Raw genomic sequence first — 24,091 nt, forward strand, 5'->3', positions numbered from 1 at the left:
CGATAAGCTTGTGGTAGCCTCCCCTACGAACACCGCGCTCCGAGATCTCAATGGATTGCCGCAGTCTACGGGTCGCGGCACACCCTTCCCCTATCGAGGATTTGAGGACATACCGCCCGCAATGCCCGCTCTTGATGTCGGTGCTGTCGCCGCTAGCTAGAGACAACGCCAAAGCCTTCTACGCCTATGATGACCAGTTGATTGGCGGTCCCCCAGGCCGGGAAAAGCTGCTTGCCCTGCAGACAGCGGGAGATGCCCGGCCGAGCAACCTGATCAGCCCTCGGCACAACCTGAAGGCCATCATGGACATCCTCGCAGATAAGCTGGAACAGCTTACGGATCTGCTCGACAGCCTGCAGATGTCGATACATGTCTGGCCGGCCGAGGAGGCAGAGGAGATCGGCACCGCGATCCGAGAAATCAATGCGCAGAAGGTCGCGGCGGAGACGCTTCTCGAGGGCTACGCCGCTTCGCTAAGACGCCAGGCCGTCGAAACAACCGACCGAGACTCAGACGCGGAAGCTGCCCACCGCCGCCTGCAGACGCTCGGCCAGCTGATCGAGACCGCGGGCCGCATGCAGGCTGACGGCCAGACTGGCGCTGGTGGCTTCCAGGGCGGACGAGATGTTTTCCATGTTGCGCGCGATGTCGTTGCCCGCGACGGCCTGTTCCCTGACCGACAGGCCGATCTCGTCGATGCCGCGGTTGGCCTCCTCGACGCGGCCGATGGCGGTTTCCAGCGCCGCCACCGTATTGCTCATGTAGGCCTGCCCGCTGTGCAGGGTTTCCACCCCGCGCTCGACGGAACGGGCGACGGACTGCGAGTTCTCGGAGAGCAGGCGGGTCAGGTTCTCGATGTCTTCGCCAGAGCGCCGCGACTGTTCGGCCAGCTTGCGCACCTCGTCGGCAACGACGGCGAAGCCGCGCCCCGATTCGCCGGCCCGCGCCGCCTCGATGGCTGCGTTAAGCGCCAGCAGGTTGGTCTGCTCGGCAATCGCCTTGACCTGCTGGGTCAGCGCCGAGATCGAACCGGTGTTGCGCATGAAGGCTTCGGTGGTCTGCCGGATGTCCTCGACCGCCTGACGGATTTCTCCGACATTGCCGACTAGGTGCTGCATGTGATCCCAGCCCTGGCGCGAGCAGGCCAGGCTCTCCGCCGACAGCTGCTTGATCGCTCCGGCGCGGTCGGCCACGTTGGCAATGCTGACCGCCAGCTCTTCGATGGTGCTCGAGATGGCCGTCACCGCATTACTCTGCTGATGCATGCCGGCCGCCCCCGCCTCGGATTGCTGGCGCACCGTGGCCGCGCTTTCGGCAATCAGGTCGGCATCCTCTCGGGCGGCACGGACCAGACGACCGAGACTGGCGTTCATGTCGGCCAGCGCCTGCGTCAGCTGGGCCGCCTCGTCATGGCCGATGGCGGTCATGCTCTCCGTCAGGTCGCCGCCGGCCACCCGTTGCGCCGAGGCGACGGCGGTCGCCAGCGGGCGCAGCGTGCGCCGCCGCAAACCGGTCGCCGTCAGGATCAGCACGGCGGCGCAGAGCAGAGAGAGCACGGCGACGTTGATCTTGATGAAGCGGGCGGCGGCGAATGTTAGCGGGGCGAAATCGCGGGAGTTCTTCATCACCACATCCATGCCTGGCCGCAGGCGCGCGGCTAGCTCAGGCGACAACACACCATTGCCGTCCGAACCGGCGGCAATGGTAGCGAGCATGGCATCCACATCGGCAATATCCTTGGCCGGCAGCTCAACCAACGGGCCGAAACCAAGCAGCGACAGCATGACTTTTTCGAACCCGAAGGTTTCTTCGCCGGCACGCACCGCCAGATCGCGCGCCTCGTGCAGCATGCCGGTGATGCCCTCGATGCGCGTTTCGCCGGCATTTCGGGCGCCCTGCTCGACGCTGGCCAGCGCCGCATCGATGCGCAGGGCTAGCTCCATGTGGTTGCGCTCGAGGAAATGGAAGGTCGCCGCCTTGCCGAGCAGCCGGGTGCCGTACATCGAGACGGCAATGACGGCGACGATTGTCCAGAGCGCCAGCGAAAAGCGCTGACGCAGGGTCCAGTGTCCCAAACGGGGGTTTTCAAAAGTCATCTTCTTCCTCAGGGATGGTTCATGCCGGGCACCTCGCGCATGGTTGCCGCGGCAGACGCAGAGGGACACACAGAGCGCAGAGGGGGCGAGGCTAGCCCGGCCGACGAGGACGATCCATTAGACCTTGGTTTAGACCGCCGCCGCCCGCCCCGTGCTGCCGGGCAAACGCTTTCTATGAAGAACGAGACCGTCCCAGACTCTCGCGGCGACTCAATGCTTGCCATCCAACTCTTCCCTTACCACCTAAGCAGAGGACCTCCACCAACAAGTGAGAGCGCTCAGCCAGGCACTCAAAAAATGGGCTCCGGTTTTGGTCCCGGAGCCCCGAACGCACTGATGCAGTGAAGGAGGAGAGAAACTGCCATCAGCACCACCCCTGACTCTGCTCGCTCAAGCGTGGCCAGGACGCGTCATCACCCTTGCAACGGCCGCAACTGGTCGTCGAAATCCGCCATCGCCGGCATGGAAAGTGGCGTCAGCGTGTCGACTGCGCGCAGATGGGCGGCGTGTTGTGCGAGCACTTCACGACGCGCCTCGTCGCCAATATAGGGCACGTGATAGCCGACAAACGGCGGCAAAACCTCGAAGCCGCAGTAGGCAAGACTGCCCTGCAGCAGCGGTCGCAACATCGTGCCGATGTCACCGTGAATGGCGTCCGCACCGAACATGTGTTCGCGCCCGCCCAGGGTCACCACCGCCATCGCCCGCTTGCCTTGCATGCCACCCCGGTCGTAAATGCGCCTGCCGCCGTAGAACACACCGGAAATCAGTACGCGGTCGATCCAGCCTTTCAGAATGGCGGGCACCGAAAACCAGTACATCGGGAAATTCAGGATCAACAGATCGCAGCGCCTCACCTTGTCGATCTCGGCAACAATGTCCGCCGCCAGTGTGCCGGCCTCGTAGTTGTGGCGCTGCTCAAGCGCGTAGACCAGATAGTCCGGGTTGGCACGCGAGCCAAAATCCGCGGCACTGGCCACCGGGTTCCAGTTCATCGCGTAAAGGTCGGACACCTCCACCTCGTGACCCGCTGCGCGCATTTGCGCCACCGCCTGGTCCTTCAAGGCCGCATTGAACGAGCCTGGCTCGTTGTGCGCGTGAACAATCAACACCTTCATCAATTCATGCTCCCTGTGTTCGCTCCGGCATGCCCGGCAACGGGGCCGATGGTACCCGACACACGGTTTTTTCCATCTTCCCGATCACGCGCAGGCTGAGGTCACTTAGGGGATGGACCCGGCAGGCCAGCACACAGTCTGCCGCCTGCTCTGCCGCACTGACATGCTGCCGGCTCATCACCCGGCTGCGGTATTCGCCCGCGGTGATCTGCACCTTGCACACGCCACAGCCCCCACCCCGGCAGCCGAGCGGAATTCCCCGCCGCCCCAGTCGTACCATGCCCTCAAGCACCGACTCGGTTTCGCTGCACGCGTAGCGCTCGCCGGTGTCCTCGATCAGAACCTCGTAGTTCATCTCCCGGGCGCTCCCGCTCAGCGCGCAGGCTGAATATCCGGGCGCTGCGCCTGCTCGGCACGCGCTCGCACTTCATCCGCACGCAACACGCTTGCCGGCTGCCCGCCGATGCACCAGTCCTCCGGCTCCACACGGCGGCAGCTGCCACGGATCAGCTCGCGCCGTACACCCAGGATGTCCACCAGCAGATCGGTGAACCCTGCCATCAGCCGCTGGCGTTGATCCAGCGGCCGCCCCTCCAGCACGATGAAGTCGAACACCGGCGCATGCGGCGCGCCGTCCGCCACCAATTGGCCCGCCACCGCAAAGCGTCCGGGCGCGTGCGGGGTGATGAATGCACGCACCCGCTCGATCGGCGCCTGCAGCACCTCGCAGTAAAGCTGGGTGGCCGAGCTGAGCAACTGCGCGTCCTGTACAGGCGTGCTCACGCCGTCCACCAGGTGAAATTTAACGACTGGCATCTTTATCGACCTCCGTACGCTATCCGCCCGGGACGCGTGCCCGGGCCGGGACTGGCCTGCAGATCAGGGCAAGCCGCGGCGGCGCCCTGCATCCAGCATCAGGGTGCTGCCCGTCATGGCATCCGCCTCGGGTGCCAGCAGCATCGCCACTGCCCACGCCACCTGCTGTGGGCTCACGAATGCACCAAGGGACGACTCGGCGCGCATCGCATCAAGGACTTCGTCCTTGCTGATGCCGCGCAGCGCCGCACGGTCAGTGGCCACCCGGTGCAAGCGCTCGGTGTCGGCCGGGCCGGGTGCAATCACATGCGTGGTGATGCCGCGCGGCCCGTAGGACAGGCTGAGCTGGCGCATCACGTTCACCAGCGCAGCATTGGCTACCCCCGCAGCAGCGGCATACACCGTGGGCTCCAGCCCGTAATGCCCGCCGATGGCGACCAGCCGGGCGCCGGGCACCAGGTGCCCATCCACCGCACGCACCAGTCGCAACATGCCGCCCACCTTGATGTTGACCGCATCGACCATGGCAGCGGTTGGCACGCTGGCAATTCCGCCCGCCACCGCAACACCCGGCCCGTGCACCACCATGCGCACCGGACGGTCGATCGCCGCCACAATCTGCGCACTGGAAGTATCGTCACTGATATCGGCCACGCAGGCCTTCAGCGCCGGATGAGTGGCAACCAGCGTATCGAGCGCCGCCGCGGTGCGTGACACCGCCACCACGCCAAGCCCTTCTGCCAGCAAACGGGCCACCACCGCACGGCCAAAATCGCCGGTAGCACCCACAACGACAGCCAGCTCTGCAGGTTCACGCTGTTTCATTGCGCCTCCTCAGGTCAGCACGGTGAGAAAGCTTTCGCGCACGATGTTGTCCTGCGAGAACGTCGCGGCACCCAGCTCGGTGGTGTCCCAGGTCAGGGTCGGGGTGTCGGGGTAATGCACGTAGCCGCCCGCGAACACCTCGTTCCGGTTGCCCGACGGGTCGAAGAAGTAAATCGTCGCGCCACGCGTCACACCATGCCGGTTGGGGCCGACATCGACCGGAATGCGGTATTTGCCGATCAAGTCGGCGGCGTGAATCACGTCGTAGGTCGACTCGAGCAAGAAGGAAACATGGTGAAAGCGGTTCGGCTCAGGCTGCAGCACGAAGGCAATGTCGTGCGGCTTGGTGGAGCAGCTCAGGAACAAGGCCAGCGACATCTCGCTATCGACTTCGATCAGGCGCTCGCTGAGGTCAAAATCAAACACTTCGCGGAACAGCCGGGCGTTGTCATCGATGTTGGGCCCACCCAGCAGGCAGTGGTCGAGCCGGTTGATACGGAAACCGCGAATGACACCTTCATCAGGCAGCACGCCGGGGTTGCGCACCCCCAGCGTGTTGCCGATCTGCTCCTTCTCTGCGTAAAGCTGCATGACGTGGCCCGAAGGCAGCACGAACTGCAGGCGGCGCCCGCTTTTCGGGTACACGCCGGCGGCAATGTGCTCCACCTCAAGCCCAAAGGCGCGAATCCTGCCTTCGAGCGCGGTCAGGGTGTCGTCGTCATAAACCTTGAAGGCGAAGTAGTCCATGCCGGCGCGATCGCTCTGGCGCAGCACGATGCTGTGGTGATCGTGCTCATCCCAGGCCTTGTAGTACACCCGGCCGCTGTCATCACGCATCACTTCGAGCAGGCCCATGCGCTGACCGTAGTGCTCACGCGCCTCTTCGATATCCATTACCCGGATGGCGACCTCGCCGATCCGCAATACGCCTCGTAGCGCCATGTCTTTTGTCTCCGTTGGTTTTTTATCTTTATGCGGGGGTGAAGCCGGATGGCCCCACCCCGTGTTGCACCTGCAGGCCGCTATAGGGGTCAGGCGGCAACTTCCTTGAGCAATCCGCGCGCCTTCGCCATCGTCATCGCGGTGTCCTGGATCATGTCTTCCTGACCACCGATCATCTTCTTGCGGCCCAGCTCGACCAGGATGTCGCGCGCCGGCACGCCAAAGCGCTCGGCAGCGCGCTTCGAATGCAGCAGGAAGGTGGAATACACCCCGGCAAAACCGAGGGTCAGCGATTCGCGGTCCACCCGCACCAGGTGATCCATCATCGGCACGATGATGTCTTCAGCGGCATCCATCACCGTGAACAGATCCACGCCGGTCTCGATGCCCATGCGCTCGCACACGGCGGCGAACACTTCCAGCGGCGTGTTGCCGGCACCGGCGCCCAGCCCTGCCACCGAACCGTCGATGCGGGTCGCCCCGGCTTCGATCGCGGCGATCGAGTTGGCGATGCCCATGCCCAGGTTGTGGTGGCCATGGAAACCGATTTCGGTCTCGGACTTGAGCACGTCGCGCAAGGCGCTGACGCGGGCACGAACGTCGTCGGGCAGCATGTAGCCCGCCGAGTCGGTCACATACACCGTGTGTGCGCCATAGGACTCCATCAGCTTGCCCTGCCGGGCAATGCCTTCGGCGTCGTTCAGGTGGGCCATCATCAGGAAGCCGGTGGTGTCCATACCCAGCTTGCGTGCAAACGCAATGTGCTGCGGCGAAGTGTCAGCCTCGGTGCAATGGGTGGCCACGTGCACACTCCGCGCGCCACAGTCGTAAGCAGACTGCAGCTCCTTCATCGTGCCCAGGCCGGGAATCAGCAGCACCGAAACCTTGGCCTGCTTCATCTTCGACGCCACCGCGCTGATGTATTCCTCGTTGGTGGCCAGCGCAAAACCGTGCTGCAGCGAATTGCCACCCAGCCCGGCACCGTGGGTGACCTGGATGTAGGGCATGCCTGCGTCGTCCAGCGCAGTGGCCACTTTCACCATCTGCTCGACACTGATCTGCTCACGTTTGGCATGCATGCCATCACGCAGGCACATGTCATGAAGGATGACCTTGCGGCCCTTCAGGGAAGAGGAACTGTTCATCACGCGGCCTCCGTAGCCTTGAGTTGGATTTTCCCGGAGAGAATTTCTTCGGCAAACATCTCGGCGGTGCGGGTCGCCGCTGCGGTCATGATGTCGAGGTTGCCGGCATACTTGGGCAGGTAGTCACCCAGGCCCGCCACCTCCATGAACACCGCGACCTTGTTGCCGTCGTAGCTCGGGCCATTGACCAGCTTGTAGCCCGGCACGTACTTCTGCACTTCACCGATCATCTGCAGGATCGACTCGGTAATCCTGGCGTGATCCGGCTCGTCCTCGGTCAGGCAGTAAATGGTGTTGCGCATGATCATCGGCGGCTCGGCCGGATTGATGATCGCCAGCGCCTTGCCGCGCTTGGCACCGCCCACCTTCACGATCGCGTTCGAGGTCGTGTAGGTGAATTCATCGAGGTTGGCGCGGGTACCCGGCCCCACCGACTTCGAGGCCAGGCTAGCGATGATTTCGGCATATTCCACACCCTGAATGCGTGACACCGCATGAACGATGGGGATCGTGGCCTGACCGGCGCAGGAGATCATGTTCACGTTCATCTCGAGCTTTTCGGTGTGCTCGCGCAGATTCACCGGCGGCACGCACAGCGGGCCAATGGCCGCAGGCGTGAGGTCGATCATCATCACGCCCAGTTCGTTGAGCTTGCGGCTGTTTTCCGCGTGCACGTAGGCGCTGGTGGCATCAAAAGCGATCTGGATGTTGTCTTCGAGCACATGCGTCAACAGCCCATCCACCCCTTCCGCAGTGGTCTTCAAACCCATTTCGCGCGCACGCGACAAGCCCTCGGACGCAGGGTCGATACCGACCATCCACACCGGTTCCAGCACTTCACTGCGCTGGATCTTGTAAATCAGGTCGGTGCCGATGTTGCCGGAACCGATCAATGCACAACGAATCTTCTTCATAGTCCCTGCTCCTGGGCTGCTGCCGCGCGCTGACGCTCTGCGCGCTGTGCCATGGTCTGGCCAGCGACGAAGAACTCCTGCCCGCCGTGTTCGGTGATGAGGATGCGCACGGTCTCCGGACTGCACGACAAGGTGCGGGCCACCGCCTCGGTCACCGCTGCAGCCACGCTGCATTTCAGCTCCGGGCTACGGCCTTCCATCATGTGCATTTCAATAATTGGCATGGGATTTCTCCGATCTATCCTGGCTTAGTCGACAAAGCGCATCGATACGCTGCCCAGTTCCTGAAAACGGGCAACGATGCTGTCACCCGGCTTCACTGCAACGGCTTCCGTAATGCCGCCGCTCATCACGAAACTGCCCGCGGGCAGGGTTTCACCCAGCTCGGCGAGAATATTGACCAGCATCGCAATCGCCTCGGCCGGATGGCCCAGCACGGCAGCTGCTGCGCCCATGCCGACAATCTCGCCGTTCTTTTCCATCACCACACCCAGCGTGCGCAGGTCGATGTCCTCGACATAGCGAGCGCGGCCACCGCCGACATAGCGCGCCGACGAACCGTTGTCGGCCACCACGCTTTCGAGGTCGAACTTGAAGCCGGAAAAACGCGAGTCGATGATCTCGACCGCGGGCAGCACGTAGTCGGTGGCAGCGAGCACGTCTTCACGCGTGCACCCGGGGCCCGCCAGATCCTTCTTCATCACGAAGGCCACTTCGCACTCCACCCGTGGATGCACCAGGTCGCCAGTACTGATGGCCGAGTTCTCCGGGCGGGCCATGCGGTCGGTCAGGAAGCCGATCGAGGGCACGCTCACGCCCATCTGCTGCATCTTGGCCTTTGAGGTCAGCCCCGCCTTCCAGCCCACCAGCCTGTGGCCCTGGGCGATGAAGCGGCGGCGCAGCGCGCTTTGCACGGCATAGCCGTCGCCGATGGTCATGCCCGGGTATTCCTCGGTGAGCTTGGGGATGGCGTACGCGCGCGCCTGCGCACCTTCGATACGTTCGCACAGGCGGACGATGTCCTCCTGCGACAGGGTGATGTTCATGCTCATGCTGCACTCCTCCCGGAAAACCTGACCCGGCAGCTGCCCAGGCCACCCACGGTGCATACCAGCTCATCGCCGTCCACCACTGGCACCAGTGCCGACTGCGAACCGGACAGGATCACTTCACCGGCCTTGAAGGGAATGCCCAGCTCACCCAGGGTGTTCGCCAGCCAGGCCACCGCATTCGCCGGCGAACCCTGCACCGCAGCGCCCACCCCGGTGGAGAACAGCTCGCCGTTCTTTTCCAGCACCATGCCGGCCAGCGTGATGTCGAGCTTGCGCGGGTCGCCCTTGGTCTTGCCCAGCACATAAACGCCGCAGGAAGCGTTGTCCGCCACGGTGTCCTGGATCTTGATGTTCCAGTCGGCGATGCGCGAATCAACGATCTCGAAGCACGGCAGCACGTAATCCGTGGCACGGATGACGTCCATCGCGGTGATGCCCGGCCCCTTCAGGTCCGCTTTCAGCACGAAAGCCAGCTCAGCCTCGGCCTTGGGCTGGATCAGGGTGCCGAGATCGATGACGTCGCCTTCCTGAAAGACCATGCCCGAAGTCAGCATGCCGAAATCGGGCTGATAGACCCCGAGGAAATCCTGCACCGGCTTGCTGGTGGCGCCGATCTTCTTGCCGATGATGGTCTCACCGGCGGCGACCCGCCGCGCCACGAAACGCTCCTGTATGCGGTAGGCGTCGGCAATGGTGATGTCGGGCTCGCGCTCGCGCAGGGGCTTCAATACGCGGCGGTCACGCCAGGCTTCGTAAAGCTCGTCGCCGAGCCGGTTGATGGTGGTGTCGTCCATGGCGGGCCTCAGAGCTTGACGCAGATGTTGCGTGTTTCGGTGTAGAACTCGAGCGAATGCACCCCGCCCTCGCGGCCGATGCCGGACTGCTTCGAGCCCCCGAACGGGGTGCGAAGATCACGCAGGAACCAGCTGTTCACCCAGGTAATACCGACCTCGACCCGGGCAGCCACGCGGTGACCACGCGCCAGGTTGTTGGTCCAGATCGTGGTGGACAGGCCATAGATGTTGTCATTGGCGAGATTGACCACCTCGTCTTCGCTATCGAACGGGCGGATGTGGCAGCACGGGCCGAAAATTTCCTCACGCACCGGCGACGCATCGTCGGCCAGACCGGTCCAGATCGTCGGCTGCACCCAGGCGCCGTCAGCCAGATCGGCGGGCATGTCGGGCACACCGCCGCCGGTCACGACCGTGGCGCCCTCTTCCACCGCCTTGCGGTAGTAGGACAGCACCTTCTCGCGGTGCTCCTGGCTGATGAGCGGACCGAAGTTGGCATCGGGGTTTTCCGGACGGCCATACCTGACCGCCTCCGCCTTTGCCTTTAGCGCCTGCACGAAGCGCTCGAAGATCGGACGCTCGACATACACCCGCTCGGTGCCCAGGCACACCTGCCCGGTGTTGAGGAAGGCCGAACGGTAGATACCCTCTATTGCCGCATCGAAATCGCAGTCGGCAAACACGATGCCCGCGTTCTTGCCACCGAGCTCGAACGACACATCGCGCATGCCTTCGGCCGCCGCTTTCATGATCGCGGTACCGGTGCGGGTTTCGCCAGTGAAGGTGATGGCATCCACACCCGGATGACGGGTGACGAACTCTCCCGCGGAGTCCGGACCGAAGCCGTGCACCACGTTGTACACACCCTTGGGAATGCCCACCGTATTCATCACCTCGCCGAGCAGCGCTGCGGTCTGCGGCGACTCCTCGGAGGGCTTAACCACCACCGTGTTGCCGCAGGCCATTGCCGGCCCGACCTTCCAGGTCATCAGCATGAACGGTGCATTCCAGGGGCAGACCACACCGATCACACCCTTGGGCATGCGGACCGCATAGTTCAATGCACCACGACCGTCCGGCGTCGCCATCTGGAAGGACTCGGAAGCGACGTTCTTGATGACGTCGGCAAACACCTTGAAGTTGGCCGCTCCACGCGGAATGAACACGTGGCGCATGACATGGCTGGGCTGCCCGGTGTCGGCCATCTCGGCCTCGACGAAGTCTTCAAAGCGACGGGTGATCTCGTTGGCAACGCCGTACAGCAGCTCAACGCGCTGATCCGTGGTCAGTGCGCCCCACTCGTCCTTCAGCGCAGCACGTGCGGCACGCACGGCGGCATCCACCTCGGGCGCCCCTGCTTCGGAAATGGACGCGATAACCTTGTTGTCCAGCGGCGAGCGCTTGTCGAAACGACGCCCGCCTGCAGCGTCAAGGTATTCGCCATTGATGAAGTTTTGTATTAGACGCATGGTCTCCCCACGTGTTGATTTATTCGAAGGGACGGCTCAAACGCGCGCATCACCCGCACTGCGAGCTGAAGCGCAGCAATCTGATCCAGACCCATGGGATTGAGTCTAGGAAAGACCAGAGATACCGTCTAATACTTTGTCATCGCCATCTCAATACCCTTAAGGTATGCAAAAGCAAAAAAGGGGGGCGCTTTCGCGCCCCCGTCTCACCTTGCCGCAGCCAGCACAGCGCTGCGACACAAGCCCTTCAAAATTCGCTGCCAGACACGCTCAGATCGCCTTGAACAAGGGGCTCCTCACCTGCTGCGCATCCGCCGCCGAAATGAACTTCTCGGTGTAGATGTCACGCTCGAACAAGCGCCCCTGCATCAGGGTGGTTATGCACGAATCGATCATCAGCGGCGGACCGCACAGATAGGCCTTGTGGCCGCGGAAGTCGTTGTCGAAGTACGCCTTGGCCGCCTCGTGCACGAAGCCGCGGAAACCCTGCCAGTCGCTGCCTTCCGGCTCGTGGGAGAGCGCCGGCAGGTAGCGGAAGTTAGGGTGCCGTTCGGCCAGGGCGAGGAACTCGTCGTGGTAGTACAACTCTTCGCGGTTCCGCTGGCCATAGACCAGGGCGATCGGCTTGTCGAAACCCTCAGCCAGGAGGTCGAGGATCATCGAGCGCGGACTGGACAGACCGGAGCCGCCCGCCATGAAGATCACCGGCACATCAGCGGACTTCTTCACGAAGAAGCGTCCGTAGGGGCCGCTGATGGTCAGGCGGTCGCCCACCTTGACCTGCTCGTGGACGTAGCCGGTGCCACGGCCGCCGGGGACGATGCGGATGTTCAGCTCGATCTCACCGCCCTCCTGCGGCGCGTTGGCGACGGAGAAGGCGCGGCTGCCGATGCCGTCGGGCAGCTCCAGGTTTACGTACTGGCCCGCCTGGAAGCGCATGCCTTCGGCATCCTCGAGCTTGAGCCAGAGACCCTTGATGGTCGGGGTCAGGCTCTCGATACGGCTGACCACGCCCGGGAAGTCACGCACCGGCAGGTTCTCGGCGTCGGGATCCTCCTCGATCTCAGCCTCGATGGTGACGTCGCTCTGCACGGTAGCGCAGCAGGCTAGGCACTTCTGCTCCTCACGCTCGAAATCCATCAGGGCAAAGCTGGAGGCTTCGCCGTGTTCGATGTCGCCGTCAGTGACCTGCACCTTGCAGGTCGCGCACAGGCCGTGACAGCAGGCGTGAGGCAGGTAGATGCCGGCGCGCAGTGCAGCATCAAGGATGGTCTGGCCTTCCTCGATCTCGATGGTCTGGCCCAGCGGCTCGATGGTCAGTTCGTAACCCATGGTGCGCCCTGCCTCAGTTCAACGGCACCAGGCTGTTCAGGCCCGGCGTGCGCATGCGCAACTGTTCCTTGTGGCCGATGCCGTTGGCAGCCAAGCTGGCCGCGAAGTCCGGCACCCAGGGCTGGCCTTCTTTCAGCCACTCGACCTTGCTCCAGTCGATGGACGCGGTATCCGAGTCAGACTGCAGCAGCGGCATCAGGTGAGTTTCGATCAGTTCGCCAAAACGGGCCTGCGGCGACATGCAGAACATGATAGGGGCGGACAGCAGCAGGTGGTGATCCCAGCTGATGAACACCAGTTGATTACCTTTGAAGTTTTCCACGCGGTCGCGCGGGATGCCTACATATTCTTTGCGGGCGGCTACGGTCATGGTCGTGTCCCTCCTTGTTGTTCCGGCCTGAGCCCCCTCTCCCATCCAGGGGAAAGGGGGCAAGACGCTTACTGGTTCGAAGTGGCCTGCGCGCGCCACTGCTCGAAATTCTGGCGATCCTCAGAGGTGGCGTAGTCGCCGTTGTCCTTACCGTTCTTCAGGAACACCCAGTCCATCCAGCCGGCCAGGTCGCCGTTGAGCGGATCCTGCATCAGCCCCGGCATCGGCAGCCAGGCCTGGACGTACTTCTCCGGCTCGTTGTCGAAGACGTCCTTGCAGCCGTCCGAGCAGAAGTGGTAACGCTCGCCCTTGTACACCGACTCACGGTGGCAGATCAGGGTCGGATCACCCGGCTCGGTGAACAAGGTCGGCAGCTGGCAGCACTGGCACAGCTTGGGCAGGCCGAAGTTGTTGAACGGCGCGCCGGTGGCGGCTTCATGCTTCTTGATGTGCTCCCAGCGCGGACGGTAGTACTTGTCGAACGTGCTCGGATACTTTGCCGACAGCCAGTTCATGTCCTCGTCGGACGGAATCCATACGTGGAAGGAGGTGCCGAACTTCCACTGATAGAGGCCGAGCATCAGCTGGTGGGACATGTGGTCGATGGCTTCTTCAGCGTGGTCCCAGCCCTTGGGCGGACGGATACCGTAGCGGGCCAGATCCTTGAACAGCGCGGTGCCGTTCTCGATGCCGTAGATGTTCCAAGCCTCACGCCAGGACATCACACGCTTGGGGAGCATGTAGTCCATCATGGTGCTGACCAGGCTGAGCACGCGGATGCCGCGCCAGAACCACTTGTCGATCCAGGCCTGCACGATCGGCAGGTTGTCCGGGTCCTGCTCGAGCATGAACTTGATGCACTCGAGGCCGAGGGTCATGTGCCGTGCCTCATCGGACTGTGCCGAGAAGCCGAAGGTCACGGTGGCCATGTCGCCGTTGTAGGCCGCGCCCGACATGAAGGGCACGAACAGCAGGTTGGTCAGCACGTACTCGAAGCTGAAGCCGATGGCGATCATGAACTCGAACGGCCCGGCGGACATGGCGTCGTCGAAGAACGAGCGGGCCACCGAGGTGTACCAGATGCGGTCGCGCTGTTCGGCAAAGCCGTGGAAGCCGTTGTAGAACTTGTTGTAGTTCGACAGCGCATGGATCTGGGTCTGCGCGTGGCGGATCTCGTCGATGGCCTGCATCTGGCAGGCAACCTGGGTGCCGACACCCGGGAACTCGCGTCCCGTGCGCGCAAAACCCTTATGGGCGGCGTACTCGCCCGGGCTGATGGCCTGCAGGAACACCTTCAGTGCCGACAGGTAACGTGCATCGGTGATGTTCAGGTGGCCGTTGTTCTGCGCGTGAGCGTCGATGATGGCGTAGAACTTGCGCTCCTTTTCGGCCTGGTACTTCCAGTAAGCGTCCATGGTCAGGCGGAACGGATCTTCCCACTTGTCCCAGTCGTGGACCTTGATGCCCTCGTACTTCACATACGGAAAGATCGCGTCCTTTGACTGGTAAGTCGGCTCCCAGCCGAGGTCACGGGTCAGCACGCGATAGCGCTCTTTCATGCCGAGCTTCTTCTTTGCGACTTTCATATCCATGATGTGCTCCTTGGTCAGCTGTTCCAGGTCAGGGTCAATTCGTCTTCATCTTCATCGACGTTGCCCGACAGGGTGATCAGGTTGATTTGCAGTTCCTGCAGGTCGTAGGCACGACCGATCTGCTCTTCGATGGTCTCGCGGCGAATGACCAGGTGGTCTGGGGCATCGATCTTCACCATCGCCGGCTGGCGGTTGACGATTGCGTTCGGGTTGTCGATCACGATCGCATCGATGATCGGTCGGGTGTCTTCGTTGGCCTGCAGTGCAATAAATACGGTCGACATTGGGTGTCCTCAGAGGGGGATGCCGTTCTTCTGGATGCGGGCCTGGAAGGCCGCGCACTGCTCGGCTACCGCCTCGTCCGCGCCGGCGCCCAGAGCCAGTTCGACGACCGGCACCAGGGCGGAGGTGGCGCGGCTGCTCCAGGCCTCGATCCAGCCCTGAAGCACATCACGGTTCTGTTCCGATTCGGCGGCCGCCACCTTGAGCACGGCATCAACCCACTTGCGGGTTTCGTCGAACCAGTCGCTCATGAACTGCGTGAGCATGGCCACCGCAGAAGCGCCCTGCACCGACAGGTAGTCATCGACGATGCGCTCATACACCAGCGGATACAGCAAGCCGTCGAGCGCAACGTTCTGGGCAACGAACAGTTCGACCGGGTCACGCACCACCATGCTGTCTTCCACATAGCGGCGCAGCGGCTGCCAGGCGGGATCGTTGAGCCAGGCTTCCTTGCCGGCATCGAGCGCCTCGACATCGCCCAGCAACAGGCCCAGGCGTGACAGGTACTGCGCCACACCCAGGTTATCCATGGCGTGGTACATGCACGGCTGGGTGAAGGTGACCCCATAGCCGTAGCCGCAGATGAAGGTGTTGTTCTGGTTGGCGCCCCAGGCTGCATGACGCAGCGGCACCAGCAGCTTGAGCGCAACGTCGCGCAGCGTTTCGGGCATCATCGCAGCCAGACCGCGCGATTCCACGAAGGCGAAGTTGGCTTCGGCGGTGTCCTGCTGGCGGGCGCGCGTCAGCGTGTAGGTGCTGTAGTAGAACTGGCGCGGATCCTTCAGCGCATACCAGTCCTTCATCACGATGCGGCTGATGGTGGGGTCGTATAAGGTCTGATCAGGATCCCAGGTGGGCAGGTAATGCAGGTTCTCCGCGGCCTGGATGTCGTAGCTGGCCTCCTGGTAGCGCGAAGCGGGCTTGTCCCCAAAACGGCGGACAAGGTGGTCAAAGGCATTGCGTTGCGGCTGGATGCTGACCGTGCGCAGATCAATTTGCATGGCATGTCTCCTTTAAGTTTCGCAGCGCGCGAAACCGTGTGGGTGTTTATCTGAAGCGGGTGTAGGTGGCGTCAGCGAGTCGCCAATTCCAGTCATCGGGCGTCCCTTCGCCGGTGGCCGCCGATTCCGGGTCCAGCACCTCGACCTCGTTGGCTGCGCAGAACTCGGCAAAGGCCTCGCGGCTCAGAATCAATTCCACGAACAGCTCGGGTTCGCCGATGGCGAAGTCGAACTCGATAAAGCCATTCGGCCTTTCACCGGTGACGCGCACGAAGCGACGACTAGTGTCGAATGTTGCTCCGGTCTGGGCCGGCGGCTGTGCGGATTCGGTCATGGCACGCTCCCCTCAGGTCACAACGGTGAGGAAGGTTTCGTGCAGCTTGCGCTGGGGGTAATCCAGGCCCTGACCAAAGTTTTCGAATGTCCATGTCAGCGGTTTGTAGTCGGGATAGGGCTGATAGCCGCCCATGAAGGTCTCGAAACGGTTGCCCGACGGATCCCAAGCATAAATAGTGCAGCCGCGGGTCACACCATGCCGGGTGGGGCCAATGTCGACCGGCACGTTGTTCATCGACAGAATGTCACCCGCACGTAGCACTTGCTCCCAGGTGTCCATCAGGAAGGAGCAGTGGTGCAGCTTGCCCTTCTCCGGATACTCGGCAAAGGCGATGTCATGCACCTTGTGCGAGCAAGACAACCAGATCGCCGCATTACCCTGACCATCGGGGGTGAGCACGCGCTCCACGAGGTAAAAGCCCAGCACCTTGGTGAAGATCTCCTGCACTTCGGCCACGTTGGGACCATAAAGCAGGGCATGATCCAGGCGCACTGGCGCGATGCCATGATCACGCTGTGACGACCACGGCGCCGGATTCACTTCTTCAATGCCGTTTCCGACCGCGGTCTTTTCCGCGTAGAGCTCGATCTGGTGGCCGGAGGGCAGCTCGAAACGCACCCGCTCACCGGTTTCAAGCAATTCACCTGCCGGAATGCGCTCAGTCTTCAGCCCATAAGCGCGCAGATCGGCATCGAGCTTGTTCAGCGTCGCCACGTCCAGCACCTTGAAGCCAAAGAAGTCGATGCCTGCCGAGTCCGCCTGACGGATCACATAGCTGTGGTGGTCACGCTCATCCCAGCACTTGAAATAGACCCGCCCTTGCGCGTCGCGGCCGGTTTCAACCAGACCAAGCACGTCACGGTAAAAACGCGCGCTTTCCTCAATGTCCAGCACGCGAACCTGCGCGTGCCCGGGACGCAGAACTCCAGTCATTGCCATCGATATGTCTCCTCAGTTGCTGATGAAATCCGGCAGCTTCGGCTTCGCTTCACGCAAAACATCAAGCCACCTTATGAGAACCTCAGCTTTCTTAATGCAGAGACCATGCCAGAACCTTCAGGCCATTGTTTTTATTTGATTTATCTGAAAAATCGATGATCTGGACTGAATCTTATAGATGACCATTTTGTCCATCGACCCGGAATGCCTTACAAATTGGTCAAGCTGCACCGCAACATCCTGAGCCCGCCGGCGGCGAAACCGCCTCAGATCGGGATATGCAGCAAACAAAGAGAATGGCCCGCTACGCTCCCGAAACGGAGTCAGCGGGCCATCTGAACGGCGTATTTCATGTTGAGCGGCAGCGACAGACGCTCACCCGGCGCAGATCAAACACCGCGCCCCGCAGGCAAAAGGTAGAGTTGCAGCTGCGCCCGCGATCAGGCCGGCGGATCCTGGCAGGGGCTTTCACCCTGCGCGTTCTTGAAGCGATAGGCGAGCTGCCGGCGCGAAATACCCAGCAAGCGTGCCGCATGGGTCAGGTTGCCACCTGCACGCTCCACCGCGAGCTCGAGTAGGCGTGTTTCGTGCGCCTGCAGGTCGAAACCCTCACACAACAGGTTTTCGTAGAGATGCTCACGCTCTGCGTCATCGACGTTGCCAACGATGCCGGCGCGGTCAAGCTGCGCCTCCTGCGCCGGCGCTGGCGCGCCACCGGCAAACAGGTGGTCGACCTCGATCAGGCCGCCCGATGGAGCAAGGAGCACACCGCGCTCGATCAGGTTCTCCAGTTCGCGCACGTTCCCGGGCCAGTGGTAGGACATGAGGGCCTGCATGGCGCGGTCCGTCACGCCTTCAAGGCTCTTGTTGTACACGGGCGAATACTTTTCGATCAGGGCGGCCACCAGTAACGGCACATCGTTCACCCGCTCTCGCAGGGGCGGGATGACCACCGGATACGTCGCCAACCGGTAGTAGAGATCGGTCCGGAAACGTCCATCGGCGATAGCCTGTTGGAGGTTCACGTTGGTAGCGGCCACCAAGCGTACGTTGACCTTGCGCGTTCTGTCGTCGCCGAGACGCTCCAGCTCACCAGACTGCAGCACCCGCAGCAGTTTGACCTGCGCCGACAGCGACAGCTCACCGATTTCGTCGAGGAAAAGGGTGCCGCCATCAGCGCGCTCGAAACGACCGGCACGCGACTGCTGGGCACCGGTGTACGCCCCCTTCTGCACGCCGAACAGCTCAGACTCAATAAGGTCGTGCGGGATCGCCGCACAATTGACGGCGACGAAGGGCTTGTCGTGGCGGTCGCCGTTGTCATGCAGCCAGCGCGCAAACAGCTCCTTGCCCACCCCGGTTTCCCCCAGCAGCAATACGTTTATCGGGCTGGCTGCTGCCTTGCTTAGCAGTGCAAATGCAGAGCGAAAGCCAGGCGAGTTTCCCACCAGTCTCCCCGGGCACTGCTGATCTCTCAGCTTGCCGCGCAGACGCACGAGCTCCTCTTCCATCTCGCGCAGCTGGCCGTCGATATTCTCGGGATGAAAATGTGCCAGATAGGGATCATCCTGCCCCCAGGCATCGGCAGGCTTGCCCACGACCACGCATTTCTCATCGCCGCGGCAAACACATTGCGTTTCGCGAAAGACGATCAGTCGCTTGAAAAAGCGTGAGGTGTAGCCCGATGCATAGCCGACCAGGCTCCAGCACGCCATGTCGTCACCCGGGCCAAACATCTGGGTGTGCGACTCGGCTTCCCAGGAGCCCTCCCAGTCGACCTCACCGAAAAAACTGCCTGCCTCCCAGTCGATCTTGGCATTGGTGATGTTCGCCTTGACCAGACCTTCGAAGGCGTGCAGTTCGGGGCCAATGCGAAATACGTCGTAGTTGTCGCCCTCGCCGTATAGCTTGGCGGCCAGGTCGGCATCCTGCTGGCCGGACACAAAGCCCATGCGCAACAGCAAGCCCTGAGCACGTCGCGCACCCAGGGTGTCGAACAGTTCCCGGCGCAGGGCGCCGAAAGCCTTTGCATGCAGGAGCAGCATGCGGCTCTCGTCCAGCCAGATCTGGCCGGCGTCGATATTGAAGCGTAGCCTCGAGCGCAAATTGAAACGCTCGATCAGTCGGTCTCCTGCCATGTGTCTCCTTCCCGACCGGCTCTGTATCGGCACGATCCAGGCGGCGACTCCCCCGCATCGTCGTGACGCATCCGGCCGTTTGTCTGAGCTCGCCAGTGTAGTCCTGTCGTTCGCTGGCGCGATGAAATCACGCTCGCTTTCCAGCTGGGAGTCGCCGTCATCAGGGGACTTCAACACACACCGCGAGCAGCCGGCCAGCCTATCCGGATCCCCTTTCGGAACCCTTACAACGCCGGCACGCTCAACAAGGTTCAGTACCGGCCCTCGGCAGCGCTCAGATTCATCAGCCGGGTAAACAGGCGCCTAAAGGCCTCGTCGTACTCCGAGCCCCGACTGAGCGGGCCGTTTTCACGAAACGCGGATTCGATCTGCGCCCAGTCTTCGCTGCTAAGGTGGCGCTGCGCCGCAGGCAGGATCAGCTTTTCTTCGGCGTTGAGGTGCTGCCACTGGGCCTTGGCAAAGGCTTCCACCGCCTCACCCAGTTCTGCTCGCGCGGGAACCGACATGACCGCACCGGCAGCACGCAACTGCAAAAGCTGAGACTCGAGCCGGGCCAGCAGGGCGCCGCCTACCCGATGCTCGGCTTCGAGGCTCGCGATCAGTTCGGCAAACTCGTCGGTGCGCTGCGCAAGCCGGGCGAACAGGTATTGCTCTTCCTTGGGGTGATGCAGGGCTTCGGGAAAAGCGCGGATGTAATGCAGCATCGATTCCAGCAACTGCAGGTCCACTTCCGCACCCGAGCGCGCCTGCTGGGCGATGTGGCGCAGCCCGTTGGTGACGGCGGCAATCGCGCGGTGCTCGTCCTTGATGACGCCGATCGCAGCCTCACCGGCCGCAGCCGGCGCATTGGCTTCGACGGTGGCCACTAGCACCGGCAGGGTCGCGTGCGCCAGCACCTTCTGCGTTTGCGAACCGAGAATCAGCGCCTTCAGGCCACGGCGTCCGTGCGACGCCATGTAAATGAGGTCGCAGCCCTTCTCTTCAGCCACCTCCAGGATCAGCTCGTACGGCCGGCTCCCGGTGCGGGCCACCCCATCACATTCCAGCTTGAAGGCACCGGCGGCCGCCAGCGCCTTGGCCAGGATGGCGTTGGAGTCGCCCATCTCGGCTTCGGCAAAATGCTCGGGCGAAAGCGACCTCGCTAGCGCGCCGTCACCGCTGGCGCCGTAATCGGCGCGCATGGTGAAAAAAGTGATCTTCGCCCCCAGGCTGACGGCAAAGGCCACCGCCTGGGTCACCAGATTCGTCGCCAGCTCCGAACCATCGAGCGGCACCAGCAGGTGTCGATACATGTCTTGTCTCCCTCGTTCAGACCACGACGACTTTCTTGGGCCGCAGCAGGAAATGCCCCAGTGCCGGGAGCAGGATCAGCGCGCCGAGCATGTTCCACACGAACATGAACGCGAGCAGGATGCCCATATCTGCCTGGAACTTGATCGGCGACCACGCCCAGGTGGCCACAGCCAAGCCCAGGGTGATGCCCGTCATCACCACCACCTTGCCAGTGAACAACAACGCCCTGTAATAGGCCTCGGACAGGTTCATGCCCTCCTTCATGCGCGCCAGCACTACCGTCATCACATACAAGGCGTAGTCGACACCGATGCCCACGCCCAGCGCAATCACCGGCAGCGTCGCCACTTTGACACCAATGTTCAGCCACACCATCAGCGCCTGACACAACACCGAGGTGACCATCAGCGGCAGCACCGCACACACCACCGCACGCCATGAGCGGAAGGTGATGAAGGCCAGCACGATGACTGCGCAATACACCAGGATGAGCATCTGGGTGTTGGCTTCTTCAACGACGATGTTGGTGGCTGCCTCGATCCCTGCGTTACCCGCCGCGTTGAGGAAGCGGATGTTGTCCGAACCATACTGCGCCGCAAAAGCCTCCACCGTGCTGACCACGCTGGCCAGGGTGTCGGCCTTGTGGTCCTTGAGATAGGCATAAACGGTGAGCAGGTCGCAGTTCTGGTTGAACATCTCGCGCGGCGCACGGGTGATGATGGCGTTGAGCATGTCCTGCGAGCGCGGAATCTCGAACCACTTCAGGCTGCCCTCGTTCATCCCGGCGTTGGCCACCTTGGCCAGGCCCGCCAGCGAACTGGTGCCTTCCACGCCCGGCAACTGCTGCAGCTCACGCTCGAGCGCATCCACCGCCATCAGGGTGTCGTACTGCCCGCAGGAATATTGCGGCGTCTTCACCATGACGATGAACACGTCGCTGCTGGCCGCATAGTTGGCGCCCATGAAGGCGTTGTCCATGTTGTAGCGCGAGTCGGGACGCAACTCGGGCGCGCCCGGATCGGTGTCGCCAATTTTCAACTGCGCGCCGCCCAGCAGACCCACCACCCCCATCCCGACGCCGGCCAGCACGCCAATGGTGGCCCACTTCTTCTGCGTAAACAGATCAAGGAAGGCCCAGAACGGGTGCCGTGTGTGTTCGGTATCGCTGGCCTCAAGGCGCTCGGCCTCGTGGCTGCGCTGTGCGGCCGATGCGCTTACACCGGTGTAAGAGAGCACGATCGGCAACACGATCAGGTTGGTGAAGATCAGCACCGCCACCCCAAGACTCGCGGTCACCGCCAAGTCCTGGATGACCGGAATGTCGATCACCATCAACACCGCAAAACCAATGGCGTCGGTGATGAGCGCGATCATGCCGGTGAGGAACAGACGACGGAAGGTATAACGCGCTGCCACCAGCTTGTGCGTCCCGCGGCCGATGTCCTGCATGATGCCGTTCATCTTCTGTGCGCCGTGGCTCATGCCAATGGCAAACACCACGAACGGCACCAGAATGGAATATGGATCCAACTCGTAACCCAGCGTGGGCAGCAGGCCAAACAGCCAGATCACCGCAGTGAGCGAACACAGCATGACCAGCAGCGTGCTGCGCAGGCAGCGCGTGTACCAGAACAGCACCGAAGTGGCGATCGCGATTGCGGCGGCAAAGAACACCATCACCTGCCGCAGACCTTCGATCAGATCGCCCACCACCTTGGCAAACCCGGTGATGTATATGCTGATGCGGTCGGACTCGTACTTGCTGCGCAGTTCTTCGAGGCGCTGGGAAAGGGCATGGTAATCGATGCGCTCGCCGGTTTCGGCAATGCGCTCCTGCAGCGGCACCAGGATCACGCTCGACTGGTAGTTGCCGGCCACGAGCTGGCCGATTTCGCCCGAGCGTTCGATGTTGACCCGGACCTGCTCCAGACTCTCGAGCGATCCGTCGTAATCATCGGGAATCACCGGCCCGCCATCCAGACCCTCTTCGGTGACCCCGGTCCAGCGTACCGCGGGCGCCCATAAGGACTTCATGAACGGACGATCGACGCCGGGCATCAGGAACAGCTCTTCACTGAGCTTGCGCACGGTGTCGAGATATTCCGCATCGAAGATGTCGCCCTCCCTGGCTTCGACCGCAATGCGCAGGCTGTTGCCCATGCCGGCGAGCTGGCTGCGGTTGTCGAGGTAGTTGACGATGTAGGGATGACTCGTCGGAATCATCTTCTCGAACGCCGCATTCAGCGTCAGCCCCAGCGCCTTGTAGCCGAGGATGGCCGTGACCAGCACGCACAGCGCCAGCACCACAGCACGGTTATTGAACAGCAGGCGCTCGAGCCAGGAGCCCGAACGAGGATCGAAGCCCTGCAGACTGACGGCAGCGGCCGGTGCAGAGAGGATGTGTGCTGCGCTCATCGCTTTGCTTCCGCCACGAGTTTGGCGTGCTCGACACGGACAAGGCCGCGCGCGCCGGATAGGACCAGGTCACCAGCAGGCGTCTGAACCATACCGGTCAGACCGCTGGCGGGATGTTCGGGCACCGCCACGAAGCTGCGCGCACCGTCCGTGCTGCGCAGCAGTCGTCCGCTTTCATCGGCAAGCACGATGGAACCGTCGGCCAGGCGACGCCCGCTGGTCAGGGTGATTTCCTGATCGATCGGCACCTGCGTCCAGGTATCACCCCCGTCGCGGGTGGCCCAGGCGTTACCGCGCAGGCCAAAGGCCAGCAGGCTGTCGGCATCAATCATGACCAGGCCGAAGAAGGTGCCCGGATAAGGTGTGGAGATCGCAGAGAACTGCTCGCCCGCATCCCGCGAGCGAAACACCACCCCCTGCTCGCCAACAATGAGGACGTCCTCGCCCTGGCTCTGGATCTGATACAGGTGGTTGCCGCGGCGGTTGGGGATACGCCCAGCGAACGACTTCCAGCTGTTACCGCCATCAAGCGTCATCAGCGCCAGGCCATAGGCGCCCACCACATACCCGCGCTGCTCATCAACGAAATGCACGCTGAGAAAGGGCTTGTCGGGGCCTTCTTCCAACATGCGTTCGGCGTCGCGCACGGCGCGTGCTGCAGACTCGTCGCCTGCGGCCAGGCGGGCATTGGCCTCGCCCAGCGCCAGCTGTGCAGCCTGGATGCCATCGAGCTGGCGAACCCAACTTTCGCCGCCGTCCGCAGTGTGCAGGATCACCCCGCTATGCCCCACGACCCAGCCCTTGCTGGCGGAGGCAAAGCTGACATCCGTCAGCGCCACGCTGACCGGCACTGCGCCGGCCTGGCGCCAGGATCCGCCCTGGTCGTCGGAGAGCAGCACGTTGCCGCGCACGCCGACCGCCACCAGACGCTCGCCCGCCCGGGCAACCGACAGCTGCAGTGCATGCTGGGCGCGAACATCGATCCGCGCCGGCAGTTCAAGCAGGTCCGGCACCTTGTGCGTGGACGCCATCGCCAGCGAGCCAGCGCTCAGCCAGACAAGGGAAAACTCAGCGGCAAGGCGCATCAGGCGCCCACCACCAAAACTCTTGGAAACCATGGTGCTTACTCGTTCGCAACACCCGCAACGCAGCACCTTGCCGCTGCAGGCAGTGCGCTCGAACAGGCGTATCAGGAGTGAAGTTGCACCTGCCAGCCCG

General features: G+C 62.8%; 23 protein-coding genes. All 23 read right to left on the reverse strand.

What is annotated here, in order from left to right:
* Nucleotides 1-509: 509 nt before the first annotated feature.
* Nucleotides 510-2,165 (reverse strand): methyl-accepting chemotaxis protein, encoded by a 1,656-nt coding sequence (locus tag B447_RS13255; protein WP_232431622.1) that lies wholly within the window; start codon nt 2,163-2,165, stop codon nt 510-512.
* 344 nt (nt 2,166-2,509) lie between these two features.
* A complete protein-coding gene (locus tag B447_RS13260) occupies nt 2,510-3,214 on the reverse strand; it encodes an NAD(P)H-dependent oxidoreductase (RefSeq protein ID WP_002940956.1) in 705 nt (234 codons plus the stop codon).
* 4 nt (nt 3,215-3,218) lie between these two features.
* Nucleotides 3,219-3,569 carry a 2Fe-2S iron-sulfur cluster-binding protein gene (locus B447_RS13265; RefSeq protein WP_002940957.1) on the reverse strand — a complete coding sequence of 117 codons (351 nt, stop codon included), beginning with the start codon at nt 3,567-3,569 and terminating at the stop codon, nt 3,219-3,221.
* Between the two features lie 17 nt (nt 3,570-3,586).
* A complete protein-coding gene (locus B447_RS13270) occupies nt 3,587-4,030 on the reverse strand; it encodes a tautomerase family protein (protein ID WP_002940962.1) in 444 nt (147 codons plus the stop codon).
* 63 nt (nt 4,031-4,093) lie between these two features.
* Nucleotides 4,094-4,855 carry an SDR family NAD(P)-dependent oxidoreductase gene (locus tag B447_RS13275; RefSeq protein WP_002940966.1) on the reverse strand — a complete coding sequence of 254 codons (762 nt, stop codon included), beginning with the start codon at nt 4,853-4,855 and terminating at the stop codon, nt 4,094-4,096.
* Between the two features lie 9 nt (nt 4,856-4,864).
* Complete coding sequence (locus B447_RS13280; RefSeq protein WP_002940969.1) at nt 4,865-5,797, reverse strand: catechol 2,3-dioxygenase; 933 nt, start codon at nt 5,795-5,797, stop codon at nt 4,865-4,867.
* An 89-nt stretch (nt 5,798-5,886) separates the two neighbouring features.
* Complete coding sequence (gene dmpG, locus B447_RS13285; RefSeq protein ID WP_002940973.1) at nt 5,887-6,942, reverse strand: 4-hydroxy-2-oxovalerate aldolase; 1,056 nt, start codon at nt 6,940-6,942, stop codon at nt 5,887-5,889.
* Nucleotides 6,942-7,856 (reverse strand): acetaldehyde dehydrogenase (acetylating), encoded by a 915-nt coding sequence (locus B447_RS13290; RefSeq protein ID WP_002940975.1) that lies wholly within the window; start codon nt 7,854-7,856, stop codon nt 6,942-6,944. Before B447_RS13290 ends, dmpG begins: the two co-directional genes overlap by 1 nt.
* A complete protein-coding gene (locus B447_RS13295) occupies nt 7,853-8,080 on the reverse strand; it encodes a tautomerase family protein (protein WP_002940977.1) in 228 nt (75 codons plus the stop codon). Before B447_RS13295 ends, B447_RS13290 begins: the two co-directional genes overlap by 4 nt.
* Nucleotides 8,081-8,104: 24 nt before the next feature.
* On the reverse strand, nt 8,105-8,908 hold the full coding sequence (dmpH, locus tag B447_RS13300; protein ID WP_002940978.1) for a 2-oxo-3-hexenedioate decarboxylase: 804 nt from the start codon (nt 8,906-8,908) through the stop codon (nt 8,105-8,107).
* Nucleotides 8,905-9,702 carry a 2-oxopent-4-enoate hydratase gene (dmpE, locus tag B447_RS13305; RefSeq protein WP_002940980.1) on the reverse strand — a complete coding sequence of 266 codons (798 nt, stop codon included), beginning with the start codon at nt 9,700-9,702 and terminating at the stop codon, nt 8,905-8,907. Before dmpE ends, dmpH begins: the two co-directional genes overlap by 4 nt.
* Before the next feature lie 8 nt (nt 9,703-9,710).
* The gene (locus B447_RS13310) at nt 9,711-11,171 is read right to left on the reverse strand and encodes a 2-hydroxymuconic semialdehyde dehydrogenase (RefSeq protein WP_002940983.1); all 1,461 of its coding nucleotides are present in this window, start codon (nt 11,169-11,171) and stop codon (nt 9,711-9,713) included.
* A 270-nt stretch (nt 11,172-11,441) separates the two neighbouring features.
* Nucleotides 11,442-12,503, reverse strand: coding sequence for an NADH:ubiquinone reductase (Na(+)-transporting) subunit F (locus tag B447_RS13315; RefSeq protein WP_002940986.1), 1,062 nt, complete (start codon nt 12,501-12,503; stop codon nt 11,442-11,444).
* A gap of 13 nt (nt 12,504-12,516) precedes the next feature.
* Complete coding sequence (locus B447_RS13320) at nt 12,517-12,873, reverse strand: phenol hydroxylase subunit P4 (RefSeq protein WP_002940987.1); 357 nt, start codon at nt 12,871-12,873, stop codon at nt 12,517-12,519.
* Between the two features lie 68 nt (nt 12,874-12,941).
* Nucleotides 12,942-14,465, reverse strand: a complete 1,524-nt coding sequence (locus B447_RS13325) for a YHS domain-containing protein (protein ID WP_002940988.1) — start codon at nt 14,463-14,465, stop codon at nt 12,942-12,944.
* A gap of 14 nt (nt 14,466-14,479) precedes the next feature.
* Nucleotides 14,480-14,749, reverse strand: a complete 270-nt coding sequence (locus B447_RS13330) for an MmoB/DmpM family protein (protein ID WP_002940989.1) — start codon at nt 14,747-14,749, stop codon at nt 14,480-14,482.
* A gap of 9 nt (nt 14,750-14,758) precedes the next feature.
* The gene (locus B447_RS13335; protein WP_002940991.1) at nt 14,759-15,751 is read right to left on the reverse strand and encodes an aromatic/alkene monooxygenase hydroxylase subunit beta; all 993 of its coding nucleotides are present in this window, start codon (nt 15,749-15,751) and stop codon (nt 14,759-14,761) included.
* Nucleotides 15,752-15,797: 46 nt separating this feature from the next.
* On the reverse strand, nt 15,798-16,085 hold the full coding sequence (locus tag B447_RS13340; RefSeq protein ID WP_002940992.1) for a phenol hydroxylase subunit: 288 nt from the start codon (nt 16,083-16,085) through the stop codon (nt 15,798-15,800).
* A gap of 12 nt (nt 16,086-16,097) precedes the next feature.
* Entirely contained in the window at nt 16,098-17,027 is a 930-nt protein-coding gene (locus tag B447_RS13345) for a catechol 2,3-dioxygenase (protein ID WP_002940993.1), read from the reverse strand.
* Nucleotides 17,028-17,467: 440 nt separating this feature from the next.
* Entirely contained in the window at nt 17,468-19,165 is a 1,698-nt protein-coding gene (locus B447_RS13350; protein ID WP_002940994.1) for a sigma-54-dependent Fis family transcriptional regulator, read from the reverse strand.
* 251 nt (nt 19,166-19,416) lie between these two features.
* Nucleotides 19,417-20,457 carry a universal stress protein gene (locus tag B447_RS13355; protein WP_002940995.1) on the reverse strand — a complete coding sequence of 347 codons (1,041 nt, stop codon included), beginning with the start codon at nt 20,455-20,457 and terminating at the stop codon, nt 19,417-19,419.
* A 16-nt stretch (nt 20,458-20,473) separates the two neighbouring features.
* Entirely contained in the window at nt 20,474-22,873 is a 2,400-nt protein-coding gene (locus B447_RS13360) for an efflux RND transporter permease subunit (RefSeq protein WP_002940996.1), read from the reverse strand.
* Nucleotides 22,870-23,991, reverse strand: a complete 1,122-nt coding sequence (locus B447_RS13365; RefSeq protein ID WP_002940999.1) for a WD40/YVTN/BNR-like repeat-containing protein — start codon at nt 23,989-23,991, stop codon at nt 22,870-22,872. The genes B447_RS13360 and B447_RS13365 overlap by 4 nt, the downstream gene beginning before the upstream one ends.
* Nucleotides 23,992-24,091 lie beyond the last annotated feature (100 nt).

It is taken from the genome of Thauera sp. 27, assembly GCF_000310125.2.
Classification (GTDB): Bacteria; Pseudomonadota; Gammaproteobacteria; order Burkholderiales; family Rhodocyclaceae; genus Thauera; species Thauera mechernichensis.